This window comes from Embleya scabrispora DSM 41855, from assembly GCF_000372745.1.
Taxonomy (GTDB): domain Bacteria; phylum Actinomycetota; class Actinomycetes; order Streptomycetales; family Streptomycetaceae; genus Embleya; species Embleya scabrispora.
On the sequence record NZ_KB889629.1, the window covers coordinates 188664 to 203674 of the forward strand.

12 protein-coding genes are annotated in these 15011 nt (G+C 70.3%); all 12 read left to right on the top strand.

The annotated features are described in order from the left end of the window. The first annotated feature begins 8 nt into the window (after nucleotides 1–8). On the top strand, nucleotides 9–1187 hold the full coding sequence (gene rodA, locus A3IC_RS0114320; RefSeq protein ID WP_020550736.1) for a rod shape-determining protein RodA: 1179 nt from the start codon (nucleotides 9–11) through the stop codon (nucleotides 1185–1187). A 142-nt stretch (nucleotides 1188–1329) separates the two neighbouring features. Further along, entirely contained in the window at nucleotides 1330–3270 is a 1941-nt protein-coding gene (locus A3IC_RS0114325; protein ID WP_020550737.1) for a TIGR03960 family B12-binding radical SAM protein, read from the top strand. A 290-nt stretch (nucleotides 3271–3560) separates the two neighbouring features. Beyond that, on the top strand, nucleotides 3561–3701 hold the full coding sequence (locus A3IC_RS68665) for a hypothetical protein (RefSeq protein ID WP_020550738.1): 141 nt from the start codon (nucleotides 3561–3563) through the stop codon (nucleotides 3699–3701). A gap of 146 nt (nucleotides 3702–3847) precedes the next feature. Continuing rightward, complete coding sequence (locus tag A3IC_RS54400) at nucleotides 3848–4678, top strand: hypothetical protein (RefSeq protein ID WP_205353991.1); 831 nt, start codon at nucleotides 3848–3850, stop codon at nucleotides 4676–4678. A 71-nt stretch (nucleotides 4679–4749) separates the two neighbouring features. Further along, a complete protein-coding gene (locus tag A3IC_RS0114340) occupies nucleotides 4750–5619 on the top strand; it encodes a TIGR03936 family radical SAM-associated protein (RefSeq protein ID WP_052173471.1) in 870 nt (289 codons plus the stop codon). Nucleotides 5620–5768: 149 nt separating this feature from the next. Beyond that, the gene (locus A3IC_RS54405) at nucleotides 5769–9431 is read left to right on the top strand and encodes an Rne/Rng family ribonuclease (protein WP_052173473.1); all 3663 of its coding nucleotides are present in this window, start codon (nucleotides 5769–5771) and stop codon (nucleotides 9429–9431) included. A gap of 210 nt (nucleotides 9432–9641) precedes the next feature. Then, nucleotides 9642–9956 carry a 50S ribosomal protein L21 gene (rplU, locus tag A3IC_RS0114350; RefSeq protein WP_026218258.1) on the top strand — a complete coding sequence of 105 codons (315 nt, stop codon included), beginning with the start codon at nucleotides 9642–9644 and terminating at the stop codon, nucleotides 9954–9956. Nucleotides 9957–9967: 11 nt separating this feature from the next. Beyond that, a complete protein-coding gene (gene rpmA / locus A3IC_RS0114355) occupies nucleotides 9968–10222 on the top strand; it encodes a 50S ribosomal protein L27 (RefSeq protein WP_020550744.1) in 255 nt (84 codons plus the stop codon). Nucleotides 10223–10333: 111 nt separating this feature from the next. After that, the gene (gene obgE, locus A3IC_RS0114360; protein ID WP_020550745.1) at nucleotides 10334–11776 is read left to right on the top strand and encodes a GTPase ObgE; all 1443 of its coding nucleotides are present in this window, start codon (nucleotides 10334–10336) and stop codon (nucleotides 11774–11776) included. A 136-nt stretch (nucleotides 11777–11912) separates the two neighbouring features. Beyond that, complete coding sequence (gene proB, locus A3IC_RS0114365) at nucleotides 11913–13016, top strand: glutamate 5-kinase (protein WP_040876622.1); 1104 nt, start codon at nucleotides 11913–11915, stop codon at nucleotides 13014–13016. Between the two features lie 45 nt (nucleotides 13017–13061). After that, a complete protein-coding gene (locus A3IC_RS0114370) occupies nucleotides 13062–13466 on the top strand; it encodes a hypothetical protein (RefSeq protein WP_245599291.1) in 405 nt (134 codons plus the stop codon). Between the two features lie 973 nt (nucleotides 13467–14439). Further along, nucleotides 14440–15011: FG-GAP repeat domain-containing protein (locus A3IC_RS73500; protein WP_425387331.1), on the top strand; the 572-nt coding region annotated here is incomplete at its 3' end.

The following is a 15011-nucleotide window of genomic DNA, read 5'->3' on the forward strand; positions in this document are numbered from 1 at the left end:
TCGCACCGATGTTCACGCCACGCCGGTCGATCACCCGGCAGATCATCCAACGCGACGCGCCCGTGCGCCGATTGGATTGGATGCTCCTGGGCCCCGCGCTGGCGCTGTCCGCGGTGGGCTCCCTGCTGGTGTGGTCCGCGACCCGCAATCGGCGCGGCATCACCGGCGGGGATCCGCAGTTCTTCTTCAAGCGGCATCTGCTCAACCTGGCCATCGGGCTGGTCCTGGCCACGGGGGTGGCGATAATCGGCCATCGCCGGATAAGGGCCTTCGCGCCGTTCGTCGCGATCGCCGCGGTGCTCGGTCTGATGGCCGCGCTCAGTCCGTTGGGCAGCACGATCAACGGTCAGCGGGCCTGGATCCAGTTGGGCGCGGGCTTCTCGGTGCAGCCGGCCGAGTTGGCCAAGATCGCGATCATCCTGTGCATGGGGATGATCCTGGCCGAACGCGTGGACACCGGGGATCTGACCAGGCCGGGCGACAAGGCCGTGTTCTGGGCGCTGGTGGTGGCCGCGGTGCCGATGGTGGTGATCATGCTGATGCCCGACCTCGGCTCGGTCATGGTGCTGGCGATGATAGTGCTGGGCGTGCTGCTCGCGTCCGGCGCGCGGGCGCGCTGGATGATCGCGCTGATGGTGATGGCCGCCGCCGGCGCGGTCGCGGTCGTGCAGCTCGGGCTGCTCAGCGAGTACCAGATCGACCGGTTCCGGGCCTTCGCCGATCCGGACTTCGATCCGGGCGGTGTCGGCTACAACACCGCGATGGCCCGACTGGCGATCGGCTCGGGCGGGCTCATGGGCAAGGGACTGTTCAACGGCGAGCAGACCAGCGGCCAGTACGTGCCCGAACAGCAGACCGACTTCGTCTTCTCGGTGGCCGGCGAGGAACTCGGCTTCATCGGCTGCTGCGTGATCATCGCGCTGTTCGGGATCCTGCTGTGGCGCGGAATCCGGATCGCGCTGCACGCCGACGACCTGTACGGCACCGTGGTCGCGGCCGGCGTGGTCGCCTGGTTCGCCTTCCAGGCGTTCGAGAACATCGGGATGAACCTGGGCATCATGCCGGTGGCCGGCCTGCCGCTGCCGTTCGTCTCCTACGGCGGCTCCTCGATGTTCGCGATCTGGATGGGGATAGGGCTGTTGCAGTCGGTGCACATGCGACATGCGGGCGCCTTCAAAACCGCCTGATGGGACCCGGCGGGCCGCGTCGCGCCGGCGCCGGACCACCCGTCGCGGGCGGGCTGCCACCGAGGATCTCGGTAGGGGGCCCGCCCGCTTCGCGTTAAGCTGGGAGGTCGATCCCCCTCCCCAGCCCCTCGGAAGGACCGCCATGCCCGTCGAGTCCCTGTTCCCGCGTCTGGAGCCGCTTCTGCCCCAGGTGCAGAAGCCCATCCAGTACGTCGGTGGCGAACTCAACTCGACCGTCAAGGACTGGGACGCGTGCGCGGTCCGCTGGGCGCTCATGTACCCGGACGCCTACGAGGTCGGCCTGCCCAACCAGGGCGTGATGATCCTGTACGAGGTCCTCAACGAGGTCGCCGACGTGCTCGCGGAGCGCACCTACGCGGTGTGGGGCGACCTGGAAAAGCTGATGCGCGAGCACGAGGTGCCGCAGTTCACCGTGGACGGACACCGGCCCGTCGGCGCGTTCGACGTGTTCGGGCTGAGCTTCTCCACCGAGCTGGGCTACACGAACATGCTCAACGCGCTCGACCTGGCCGGTATCCCGATCGAGGCGAAGGATCGCACCGAGGATCACCCGATCGTGCTCGCCGGCGGACACGCCGCGTTCAACCCCGAGCCGATCGCGGACTTCATCGACTGCGCCGTGGTCGGCGACGGCGAGCAGGCCGTGCTCCAGATCACCGACATCATCCGGGCCTGGAAGGCCGAGGGCCGGCCGGGCGGTCGAGACGAACTGCTCTTCCGTCTCGCGGTCACCGGCAACGTCTACGTGCCGCGCTTCTACGACGTGGACTACCTCGACGACGGTCGGATCCAGCGGGTCGCGCCGAACCGCTCGGGCGTGCCGTGGCGGGTGTCCAAGCACACCGTGATGGACCTCGACGAGTGGCCCTACCCCAAGCAGCCGCTGGTCCCGCTCGCCGAGACGGTGCACGAGCGCATGTCGGTGGAGATCTTCCGCGGCTGCACCCGCGGCTGCCGGTTCTGCCAGGCGGGCATGATCACCCGGCCGGTGCGCGAGCGCAGCATCGAGGGCATCGGCGCGATGGTGGACAAGGGCCTGAAGGCGACCGGCTTCGAGGAGGTCGGTCTGCTGTCGTTGTCCTCCGCCGACCACACCGAGATCGCCGAGGTGGCCAAGGGCCTGGCGGACCGGTACACGGACGACAAGATCGGCCTGTCGCTGCCGTCCACCCGGGTGGACGCGTTCAACATCGACCTGGCCAACGAGCTGACCCGCAACGGTCGCCGCTCGGGTCTGACCTTCGCGCCCGAGGGCGGCAGCGAGCGGTTGCGCAAGGTGATCAACAAGATGGTGTCCGAGGAGGACCTCATCCGCACGGTCGCCACCGCGTACGGCAACGGCTGGCGGCAGGTGAAGCTGTATTTCATGGTCGGCCTGCCCACCGAGACCGACGAGGACGTGCTGCAGATCGCGGACATGGCCAAGAAGGTCATCCAAAAGGGCCGCGAGGTCTCCGGGAGCCGCGACATCCGCTGCACGGTGTCGATCGGCGGGTTTGTGCCCAAGCCGCACACCCCGTTCCAGTGGGCCCCGCAGTTGGACCCGGCGGCCACCGACGCGCGACTGCACAAGCTGCGCGACGCGATCCGCGCGGACCGGCAGTACGGCAAGTCCATCGGCTTCCGCTACCACGACGGCAAGCCGGGCGCGATCGAGGGCCTGCTGTCTCGCGGTGACCGCCGGGTGGGTCGGATCATCCGCGCGGTGTGGGAGGACGGCGGCCGCTTCGACGGGTGGAGCGAGCACTTCAGCTACGACCGCTGGGTGCGCTGCGCGGACAAGGCGCTGGCCGACGAGCCGGTGGACCTGGACTGGTACACCACGCGCGAGCGCGAGTGGAACGAGGTGCTCCCGTGGGACCACCTCGACTCCGGCCTGGACAAGGACTGGCTGTGGGAGGACTGGCAGGACGCCCTCGACGAAACCGAGGTCGACGACTGCCGCTGGAGCCCGTGCTTCGACTGCGGCGTCTGCCCGCAGCTGGGCACCGAGATCCAGATCGGCCCGACCGGCCAAAAGCTGCTGCCCTTGTCGGTCAAGCAACCGGCCACCCAGGGCTGACACGGCCCAGGCGTCTTGAGGCGGCGCGGGACACCACCCCGCAAAGCCCGGAACTCCCTTTGCCGCCGAACAGTTCGAGGTACCGAAAAAGACAGCGGGCCCGCCGATGGCAGGGCCCGCTGCCCTTTCCACGCGTTCACCACGTCAAGGCCGCTGCGGACTTCGAACCGGGTGACGTTCAGCGGTGGTTGCCGAGGATCCGCGGCATTTCGCAGAGCGAACCGCCGACTCCGGCAAAGCCGGAACAGCGCCGTCCAGGGAGTGTCGGCGATGGTCGAGGAAGAACCGAAGTGCGTTTCAGGCGTGGCCAGTACGTGGTCGCGGGTAGCGGGTACGCGCGCACCGTCGTGGCGGACGCCGCCGAACCGACCCATCAACAGGTGCCGCACTGCCGGGAGTTGCACGTTATCGAGCATCCGGACACGCGGTAGCGCGCCCCGCATGGTGGGCCCTGTACGGCGCGGTTCGACGACTGCGGTCGGGCGCGTTCGAATGTCGTCAAGTAGTCGGACAATCACGCAAGGCAGCATTCGTGGCCCCACTCCCTCTGCGAGGGCAGGGCCACTAATCTTCCCGGGTGAATGCAAACGGGGACCAACCGGATCCGGTGCCGTGGACGCCATCGACCCACAACAACCCATCGGGCGCACCGGGCGCGCCCGAGCCGCCCGGGTGGCAGCAGGGCGCCGAACTTCCGCACCCACCACGCACCGGCAGCGGCCCCGAACCGGGTGAGGGCTGCCTGTACGCGGTGGTCCGCTGGCCGGCCCGGATCATCGCGCTGATCGTCGTGGTGCCGCTGCGCCTGCTGTGGGAGCTGCTGCGACTGATCGGCAGGGGGATCAAATTCCTGTTCTGGGACTGGTTCCTGCGCCCGATCCTCAAGGGCCTGAAGATCCTGTTGTGGGACTGGTTCCTGTACCCCGTGTTGCGCTTCGTCGCCCGCCACATCCTGGTGCCGATCGGCGACGCCATCGCGTGGGTGGTCGTCCACCTGATCGCCCGACCGCTCGCATTCCTGTTCAGACACCTTCTGTACAAGCCCGCGGTGCTGCTGTGGCGGTACGTGTTGCGCCCGGTCGGGCGTGCGACGCTCCAGGCGCTGCGGTTCGCGTGGGAGGTGTCCACCGCCGTATTCAACTTCCTGATCGTCCGGCCGCTTTCCTGGCTCTGGCGGGCCGTGCTGGCCCCGATCGGTCGCGGCATCGCGGTGGTCTGGCACCACTTGGTCGTGCTGCCGGTGTCCTGGGCCTGGCGCAACGTGCTCACGCCGATCGGCAGGGCGATCCGCGCCGTGTGGCGGGTCGTGGTCGTGGCCCCGCTGCGCTGGGTCGGCCGCAACGTGCTCCGGCCGATCGGTCGGGCGACCGCGGAGGTGCTGCGGGCCTTCGGAATCGGGGGGCGCTGACCCGACCCGCCCGATGGCCGTAGGCTTGGACCGACTGCTGCCCACCCACTTGAGCCAAGGACTGAGCGAAACTGGCACGACGTACGCCCGAGGGACCGCCGCCCGCGCCGACGGTCCAGCGACTGCGCCTCCGGTACACCAAGCGCGGCCGCCTCCGGTTCACCAGCCACCGGGATTTCCAGCGCGCGTTCGAGCGGGCTCTGCGTCGGGCCGAAGTGCCGATGGCCTACTCCGCCGGTTTCACCCCCCACCCCAAGGTGTCCTACGCGGGAGCGGCGCCCACCGGCGTCGCCAGCGAGGCGGAGTATCTCGAGATCGGCGTGGCCACGCACTGTGACCCGGCGCGTCTGCGAGACCTGCTCGACGCGTCCCTGCCGACCGGTCTCGACGTGCTCGAGATCGTCGAGGCGCACGGCGGCAACCTGCCCGAACGCCTGGAGGCGTCGGTCTGGGAGCTGGTCCTCGCGGGCGTAACCCGCGAGGAGGCCGAGCGTGCGGTGGGCGTTTTCCTGGCCGCCGAGACCGTCGAGGTCCAGCGGATGAGCAAGAACGGAATGCGCACATTCGACGCCCGTGAGGCGGTGATCGCGCTGACCGTCACCACCCCCGACGCGAACGACGCAGGTCACCAGGGTGTCGATGCGGGGAGCACCGCACCCTGTGCGATACTGCGACTGGTTGTCCGGCACACCACACCCGCCGTTCGACCCGACGACGTTCTGTCCGGTCTTCGCATGGTCGCCGAACTTGTTACGCCCACCGCCGCCGCGGTCACCCGCCTGGCGCAGGGGCCGCTCGACACCGCGACCGATTCGGTGACCGACCCGCTCGCGCCCGACCGCGCAGCATCGGCGGAGGAGCACACCTCGCAGGGGGGCGAGGAACTCCGGACCGGCCCGCAGGGCGGTGCAGAACCCGTCGTCGAAGCCTCGAATCGGTGACGACCGGGTACACGAGGCCCAAGGCTTGAATTTCCGACAGACTTATCGCCCGGTCACGGCCACAAGGTCGGGACCGGCGAGTGAGAGAGAAGCTTCCGCGCGGCGCCCTGCGTTGGAGCGCCCGGAAGCGTGACGGGAGACAGACCCGCATGCTCGACACCGAGCCCAACGACACGCCTGAGACATCAGGTACACCCGGGGTTGTGAACTCCGGTACTTCCGACAACGACAACAGCACGAAGGACGACACGGCCACGACGCCGGCCCCCCGCCGCCGTCGACGCGCCGCCAGTCGCCCCGCAGGACCGCCGAGCGTGCCCTCTGCCGAGGCCGCGCCGGTTCCGGCTGCCGCGACACCCGAGGTTCCCGCGCCCTCCGACGAGGAGGAGCCGGAGGCCGAGGAGGCCGTAGTGGCCGAGACCACCCCCGAGCCCCGGCCCGAACCCGAGCCGGAGGCCCCGCGACGTGCGCGGCGCACCCGCAAGCGGGTCACCGCGCCGGTCACCGACACGGCCGAGGTCGCGTCCGCACCGGTGGAGGCCGCCGAGCCCGCACCGGTGGCGGCCGAACCCGAGCCGGAGCCGGAGGAGGCGCCCCGGCGCGTCCGGCGCACCCGCAAGCGGGCGGCGGTCGCTCCCGAGGCGACCCCGGACGAGGTCGTGCCCGAGCAGGTCCCCGAGTCGGTGCGGGCCGAGCCGGTGCAGACCGAGATCGCGCAGCCGGAGACCGCGGCCGAACCGGCCGAGGAGGCCCCGCGGCGGACTCGGCGTACCCGCAAGCGCGCGGTGCCCGCCGCCGAGGCGATCGAGGAGACCCCCGTCGCCGAGGCCGAGCCGGTCGCCGAGGCCGCGCCCGAGCCGGAGCCCGAGGCCGCACCCGAGCCGCGGGCCAGGGGTGGTCGCAAGACGCCGCCGCCGGTGTTCCAACCGCTGTTCCAGGCTCCGCAGGCGGCCGTCTTCGCCGCGCCCCAGCGTGCGGCCGAGCCGACCCCGGCGCCGGCCGTCGCCGAGCCCGAGCCGGAGACCCGGACCGAGCCCGACGAGCCGCGCGGTCGGCGTCGCCGGCGGCGCGCGCTGCCGGTGGACGAGGTGCACACGGCCGCCGAGGCCGAGCCGCAGGACTCGCGCTACCAGGACGAGCAGGAGCGGCATGTGGGCCGCTCGGTCGCCGCGACCGAGCAGCCCGAGCCGGTGGAGGAGCCGGAGGGCTCCGACACGCACGAGGACGACACCGAGGGCGAGCGCCCGACCCGGCGTCGTCGGCGTGGTGGCCGTCGGCGTCGCGGCCGCGGTGACGACGGCGGCGAGGACAACGGCCCGGACGAGGACGGCGAGCACCAGGCCGAAGGCGTCGGCGACGGTCCGGACGACGACGAGGACACCGACGAGCCGGGCGACGCCGGGGCGACCACCAGCAGTCGGCGTCGGCGTCGGCGCCGCCGTCGTGACGGCGCGGGCGAGGAGTCGGCCGCCGAGCCGCAGGACGACCCCGAGCGCACCGTGGTCAAGGTCCGCGAGCCACGCAAGCGCGAGGCGCTCGCCGAGAGCCCCACCGACGAGGTGCAGAGCGTCAAGGGCTCGACCCGTCTGGAGGCCAAGAAGCAGCGCCGCCGCGAGGGGCGCGAGCAGGGCCGTCGGCGTGTGCCGATCATCACCGAGTCGGAGTTCCTGGCCCGCCGTGAGGCGGTCGAGCGCGTGATGGTCGTGCGCCAGAACGGCGAGCGCACCCAGATCGGCGTGCTCGAGGACGACGTGCTCGTCGAGCACTACGTCAGCCGCAGCCAGGACAACCAGTCCGCGTACGTCGGCAACGTCTACCTGGGCAAGGTCCAGAACGTGCTGCCGTCGATGGAGGCCGCCTTCGTCGACATCGGCAAGGGCCGCAACGCGGTGCTGTACGCCGGCGAGGTCAACTTCGAGGCGGCGGGCTTCAGCGGCCCGCGCCGGATCGAGGCCGTGCTCAAGCCCGGTCAGTCGGTCCTGGTGCAGGTCACCAAGGACCCGATCGGCCACAAGGGCGCCCGGCTGACCAGCCAGGTCTCGCTGCCCGGTCGCTACCTGGTCTACGTGCCCGAGGGCACCATGACCGGGATCAGCCGCAAGCTCCCGGACACCGAGCGGGCGCGACTGAAGACCATCCTCAAGAAGATCGTGCCGGAGAACGCGGGCGTCATCGTGCGCACCGCCGCCGAGGGCGCGACCGAGGAGGACCTGACCCGCGACGTGACGCGGCTGCAGGCCCAGTGGGAGGAGATCAAGAAGAAGTCCAAGATGATCACGACCAGTTCGCCCTCGCTGCTGTACGGCGAGCCGGACATGACGGTTCGGGTCATCCGCGACATCTTCAACGAGGACTTCTCGAAGCTGATCGTCTCGGGCGACGAGGCGTGGAGCGTCATCCACGACTACGTCGGCCACGTGGCCCCCGACCTGGCCCCGCGCCTGTCCCGGTGGACCAGCGAGGTGGACGTCTTCACGACGTACCGCGTCGACGAGCAGCTGATGAAGGCGCTGGACCGCAAGGTCTGGCTGCCCAGCGGCGGCTCGCTGGTGATCGACCGCACCGAGGCGATGGTCGTGGTCGACGTCAACACCGGGAAGTTCACCGGTCAGGGCGGCAACCTCGAGGAGACCGTCACCCGCAACAACCTGGAGGCGGCCGAGGAGATCGTCCGCCAGCTCCGGCTGCGCGACCTCGGCGGGATCATCGTCGTCGACTTCATCGACATGGTCCTGGAGGGCAACCGCGACCTCGTGCTGCGGCGCCTGATGGAATGCCTGGGCCGGGACCGCACCAAGCACCAGGTCGCCGAGGTCACCTCGCTGGGCCTGGTCCAGATGACCCGCAAGCGGGTCGGCCAGGGTCTGCTCGAAGCCTTCTCGGAGAACTGCGAGCGGTGCAACGGACGCGGTGTGATCGTGCACATGGACGCGCCGGAGACCAAGGGCCACGGCAACGGCGGCCACAACCACGGGGCCGGCGGCAACGGCAGCCCCGCCGGATCCGGCCGACGCAAGCGCAACAAGGGCAACGCCGACAAGAACGGCAGCGGGCCGATCACCGAGATCGTCGACATCGACGAATCGGTGGAGCCGGCCGGACCCGAGTTCGACGACGTCACCGTGGACACCGAACTGCCCGAGGTCGCCGCCCTCGGCTCGGTCGAGCCGGGCGAGGTCGCCGAGGCGATCGAGACCGTGGAGACCGTCGAGGTCGCCGTCGAGCCGGAGCCGGCCCCGCCGGTCGAGGCCGAGGTGGTCGCCGAGGCGCCGGTCGAGGAGACCTCGGTGGTCGAGGCCGAGCCGATCGAGGCCGAGCCGGTCGAGCCTGAGCCGGTCGAGGCCGGCCCGGTCGAGGAGGGCGAGCCGGTCGAGGCCGTCGAGGAGGCCCCGGCGCCGGCCAAGCGGGTGCGCAAGGCCGCTGCCAAGAAGACGGTCGCCAAGAAGACCGCGGCCAAGACCGCGCCGGCGAAGAAGACCGCCGCCGCCAAGACGCCGCGCAAGTCGGCCAAGAAGGTCGCCGCCGAGGCGGCCGAGGCAGCGGCGGCCGCCGAGGCACCGGCCGAGCAGCCGACCGCCGAGCCGACGCCGGAACCGGCCCCGAAGGCAGCCAAGTCGACCCGGGCCACCAAGGCCGCGGCCAAGGCCCGGGCCGCCGCCGAGGTCCCGGCCGAGGCGGAGGCCGAGCCGGCCAAGCCCGCCAAGGCCGCCGCCAAGCCGCGCAAGACGTCGCGGCGGGCGACCCGGCCCGCCGGTCCGCCGGAGGGCGCCGTGGACGGCGCCGAGCCGGTTTCGGCGGCGAGCGGAACCTGAGTCACGACGGGTCCGTCCCGGGTTCAAACCCCCGGGACGGACCCGTTTGGCCTTCGCCCCCGGGCATCCTGTAACCTTTGCCCTTGGTGTGCTTAGGCACAGGCTCCTGAGCAACCACCCTCCGGATCGCAAGCTTCGGAGGAGGCCCCCGATTTCTGTTCGGTGTGGCTGGCTTCAGGGGCTCGGACCCTGCAGAGAGAGAGATCCACGGTGTACGCGATCGTTCGCGCCGGTGGCAGGCAGCACAAGGTTGCCGTCGGTGACGTCGTCCAGGTCGACCGCATTCGCGGTGCGGCCGGTTCGGCAGTTGAGCTCCAGGCCATCCTCGTCGTAGACGGTGAAGCCGTGACGAGTGACCCGTGGGTCCTCGCGGGTGTGAAGGTGACGGCCGAGGTCGTCGATCACACCAAGGGCAAGAAGATCGACATTCTGAAGTACAAGAACAAGACCGGTTACCGCAAGCGCATGGGTCACCGCCAGCAGCACACCCAGCTGAAGATCACCGGCATCAACTCCGGGAAGTAGGGAGAAGCGACATGGCACACAAGAAGGGTGCATCTTCCACCCGGAACGGCCGTGACTCGAACGCTCAGCGCCTCGGCGTCAAGCGCTTCGGCGGCCAGGTCGTCAACGCCGGCGAGATCATCGTCCGCCAGCGCGGCACGCACTTCCACCCCGGCACCAACGTCGGCCGCGGCGGCGACGACACGCTGTTCGCGCTGTCGGCCGGTGCCGTGCAGTTCGGCACCGCGCGCGGTCGCCGCGTCGTGAACATCGTCCCGGCGGAATAACCACGCCGCGGCATTCGCTTTGACATCCGAGGGCGGACCCCATGCGGTCCGCCCTCGGTTGTTTGTCCACAGTGTTTCGCTCCCCGCGAGGGGAGCCGAGGAGGAATCCACGTGACGACCTTCGTCGACCGCGTCGTGCTGCATGTCGCGGCGGGTAACGGGGGCCACGGCGTGGCCTCCGTCCACCGCGAGAAGTTCAAGCCGCTCGGCGGCCCCGACGGTGGCAACGGCGGCCGGGGCGGCGATGTCACGCTGGTCGTGGACGCCAACACCACCACGCTGCTCGAATACCACCACCATCCGCACCGCAAGGCCACCAACGGCAAGCCCGGTGCCGGCGCCAACCGGACCGGCCCCAACGGCGCGGACGTGATCCTCCCGGTGCCGGACGGCACGGTGGTCAAGCGACTGCTCCCCAACGGCGACGAGGAATTCGTCGAGGACCTGGTCGGCAACGGCGCCAGCTACGTGATCGCCCAGGGCGGTCGTGGCGGCCTCGGCAACGCGGCGCTGGCCTCCCCGCGCCGCAAGGCCCCCGGCTTCGCGCTGCTCGGCGAGCCCGGCGAGGCCGGCGACTTCGTCCTGGAACTCAAGACCGTCGCGGACGTCGCGCTCGTGGGTTACCCGAGCGCCGGGAAGTCCTCGCTGATCGCCACGCTCAGCGCCGCGCGGCCCAAGATCGCCGACTACCCGTTCACCACCCTGGTGCCGAACCTGGGCGTGGTCACCGCCGGCGACGTCGTCTACACCGTCGCCGACGTGCCCGGGTTGATCCCCGGCGCGAGCGAGGGCAAGGGCCTGGGCCTGGAGTTCCTGCGGCACGTCGAGCGCTGCAAGGCGCTCGTGCACGTGCTCGACTGCGCGACGCTGGAGCCCGGCCGCGACCCGATCAGCGACCTGGACACGATCGAGGCCGAACTGAAGGCGTACGGCGGCCTGGAGGACCGGCCGCGGATGGTCGCGCTGAACAAGATCGACGTGCCCGACGGCAACGACCTGGCCGACATGGTCAAGGCCGAGTTGGAGGCGCGCGGGCTCCAGGTGTTCGCGGTCTCCGCGGTCAGCCGGGCCGGCCTGCGTGAGTTGTCCTTCGCGATGGCCGCCCAGGTGCAGGGTGCGCGCGACGCCGCGCCGGCGCCCGAGGCGACCCGGATCGTGCTGCGGCCGACCGCCGTCGACGACAGCGGCTTCACCGTCACCCGGCGCGACGAGGCGTTCATCGTGCGCGGGGCCAAGCCCGAACGCTGGGTGCGCCAGACCGACTTCAGCAACGACGAGGCGGTGGGCTACCTGGCCGACCGGCTCGCCCGGCTCGGCGTCGAGGAGGCGCTGTGGTCGGCCGGCGCCGTTCCCGGTGCCGAGGTCGTCATCGGCGACGACGTCACCGGCGTGGTCTTCGACTGGGAGCCCACCGTCGCAGCCGGCGCCGAGATGCTGGGTCGACGCGGCGAGGACCACCGTCTGCAGACGCACCGCCCCGCGGTGGACCGCCGACGCGAGCGCGACGCGATCGAGTCGCAGTACGAGGAGTTCGACCCCTTCTCGGACTCCTGACCGACGGGCGCTCCGCGGACGACGGTGATTCCCGACGTTTTTGGGTGAGTCCGGATGCTTTCGAGCACCGGATGCTTTTCGAACAGGGAAGGCGGGGCCTGAGGTGCACAGTGGGGCCGGCGTGGCGCGCGAGGACGTGACCTCCGCGCGCCGCATCGTGGTCAAGGTCGGTTCGTCCTCGTTGACGACCGCGCAAGGGGGCCTGGACGCGGACCGCGTCGACGCCCTCGTGGACGTGATAGCGGCCAAGCGGGCCGAGGGAGTCCAGGTCGTGCTGGTCTCCTCCGGCGCGATCGCCGCCGGGCTGGCCCCACTGGGCCTGCCGCGCCGACCGCGCGATCTGGCCACCCAGCAGGCCGCCGCGAGTGTCGGCCAAGGGCTGCTCGTGGCCCGCTACACCGCGTCGTTCGCGCGGTACGGCCTGCGGGTCGGCCAGGTGTTGCTGACCGTCGACGACGTCACCCGCCGCTCGCACTACCGCAACGCCTACAACACGCTGGACAAGCTGCTCGCGATGGGCACGGTGCCGGTGGTCAACGAGAACGACACGGTGGCCACCGAGGAGATCCGGTTCGGCGACAACGACCGACTCGCCGCGCTGGTCGCGCACGTCGTGCACGCCGATCTGCTCGTGCTGCTGTCCGATGTGGACGGGCTCTACGACGGCGACCCGGCGAAGCCCACCTCGGCCCGGGTCCCGTTCGTGACCGGACCGCAGGATCTCGAAGGCATCGAGATCGGCAAGGCGGGCAAGGCCGGCCTGGGTACCGGCGGCATGGTCACCAAGGTCGAGGCGGCGGCCATCGCGACCTCGGCGGGGGTCCCCGTGGTGCTCACCGCGGCCCGCTTCGCATCCGACGCGCTGGCCGGCAAGGACACCGGAACGCTCTTCCACCGCACCGGAGTTCGCACGGCCGACCGACTCCTGTGGCTGGCCCACGCAAGCACCGCGCGCGGTCGGCTCACGCTGGATCCCGGCGCGGTCCGGGCCGTGGTCGAGCGGCACAGCTCGCTGTTGCCCGCCGGGATCACCGGTGTCCAGGGCCGTTTCGTCGCCGGCGATCCGGTGGACCTGGTTGACGAAAACGGTCACATCGTGGCCCGCGGACTGGTCAACTTTGATGCGAAGGAACTGCCGGGCCTGTTCGGGCGATCGACTCGAGAGTTGGCTCGGGAGTTGGGTCCGGCCTACGAGCGCGAGGTCGTCCACCGCGACGATCTGGTGCTGCTGCGCCGCTGAGCGACGACCACCGAAGATCAGTAGCTCGCCGACGGGAGGCCGGCCGTGCCGGAGCGTGGGGACCGACCCTGGGGACAGCCGAATACGACGGCGCGGGTCGAACACGACGACGCGGGCCGAATGTGGCACATCACGCTGACCCTCGCCGGAAAGCCGGGTGATCCCGAGGACGTACGGCGCGCGCTGGAACGGCTCGCCCACGAACACCCCTTCCTGCTCGCCGGACGCTACGCGGCCGATCACGCCGAGGTGCGGTACTGGGAGGAGGCGCCCAACCTGCACGACGCCGCGGCGATCGCGTTGCGACTGTGGGGCGAGCATCGGCAGAGCGCGGGGCTGCCGCCGTGGGAACTGATCGGGCTGGAGGTGGTGGACCGCCCGACGTACCAGAAGCGGGCCGTCGCACCGGCCCCGCTGCCGGTGCAACCGGGGCGGGTACAGCCCTTCTAGGCGCCGGTACGGAGCACCCGCGAAGCGCCGAGGAATCCACTCCGCGAGTGCCGAACAACTTTCCCCCGCGCTGCCTGTCCCTCGATCGAGTGGGGTGCCGCAGTGGACGGGTCGAAGCGTCTGTGTGCGATCGTGCCGGCCTGATCAGGTCATGGCCGCTTCAGGCAGGCGGCAACCCCTGGAATGTCCTTTGGTGATCGGACATGCTCTTCTCGGCGGCAGCGAATAGCCGCCCGAGAAGAAATCCGATTTCACCCACCGAGGGATGGCCATGCCGATTTCCGCCCGGCTTCGTACCTCCGCGCTTTCTTTCCTGCTTGCCGGAGCCCTTTCTTCAGGGCTGGTGAGTGCAACTTCCGGATCCGCCTCGGCCGCGAATTCGGAATTGAATTCGATATCCTCCGAGGCATCCGGGGACCATGGTAGCCCGGGCCAGGGCACCGCAGCTTCCGAGTCGGCCCCGCAGCAAGGTCGCATGTCGGTCGCGGCCGGGCCACAGATGACGCGCAACGAGGTGATCGCTCGGGCCAGGACTTGGGTCGGGATCGGTCTCGTCTACAACCAGAATGGGTTCTACCAGGGATATCGCCGAGACTGTTCCGGATTTGCGTCCATGGCCTGGGGGCTCGGTAAGCCCGGCGAGGTGACCGGGAGTTTCGTTTCCTCCGGGGCGGCCAGGAGCATCACCAAGAACGAACTCCAGGCCGGCGACGCGCTGAACAACCCCGACTCCGGATCCTCGGGCCACATCGCACTCTTCGAGAAGTGGACGGACTCCTCGCGGAGCGAGTACTGGGGATACGAGTTCACCGGTAGTGGCGTGCACTATCGAAAGATCCCGTATCCCTACTTCTCGGGTCACGGCACGTTCTCGCCGATCCGCAACGTCAACATCGTCGACGACACGACACCGCCGCCGCCCTCCGCCATTTTGACTGCGTCGGCCGATTTTACCGGTGATGGTCGGGCGGACATGGTGGGGGTGTGGGGGGACGGGACTTTGGCGTTGTATCCGGGGCGGGCCGACGGGGGGTTGTCGGAGCCGGTGCGGATGTGGCCGGATGATTCCTGGAAGGGTGTTCGGGAGATGACGGCCGGGGATTTCGATGGTGACGGTCGGGCCGATATCGCCTCGGTGTGGGGGGATGGGACGCTGCATTTGTATCGCGGGGACGGGAGTGGTGGGATTTCCGGTGGGGCCGCGATGTGGGGGGATGCGTCGTGGGGTGGTATTTCGCGTGTCGCGTCGGGTGATTTCACCGGTGACGGTCGGGCGGACATGGTCGCGGTCTGGCCGGACGGGACCCTGGCGCTGTATCCGACGAACGCCGACGGGACGCTCGCGGATCCGGTGCGGATGTGGNCCGACACCACCTGGAGCGGTGTTCGGCGGATGACGGCCGGGGACTTCGACGGTGACGGTCGGGTCGATCTCGTGTCCGTCTGGAGCGACGGCACGCTGGCCCGCTATCCGGGGAACGGAAACGGCACCCTCCGGGACTCCGTCCCGATGTGGCCGGACAAGTCCTGGAAGGGCTCGCTCCG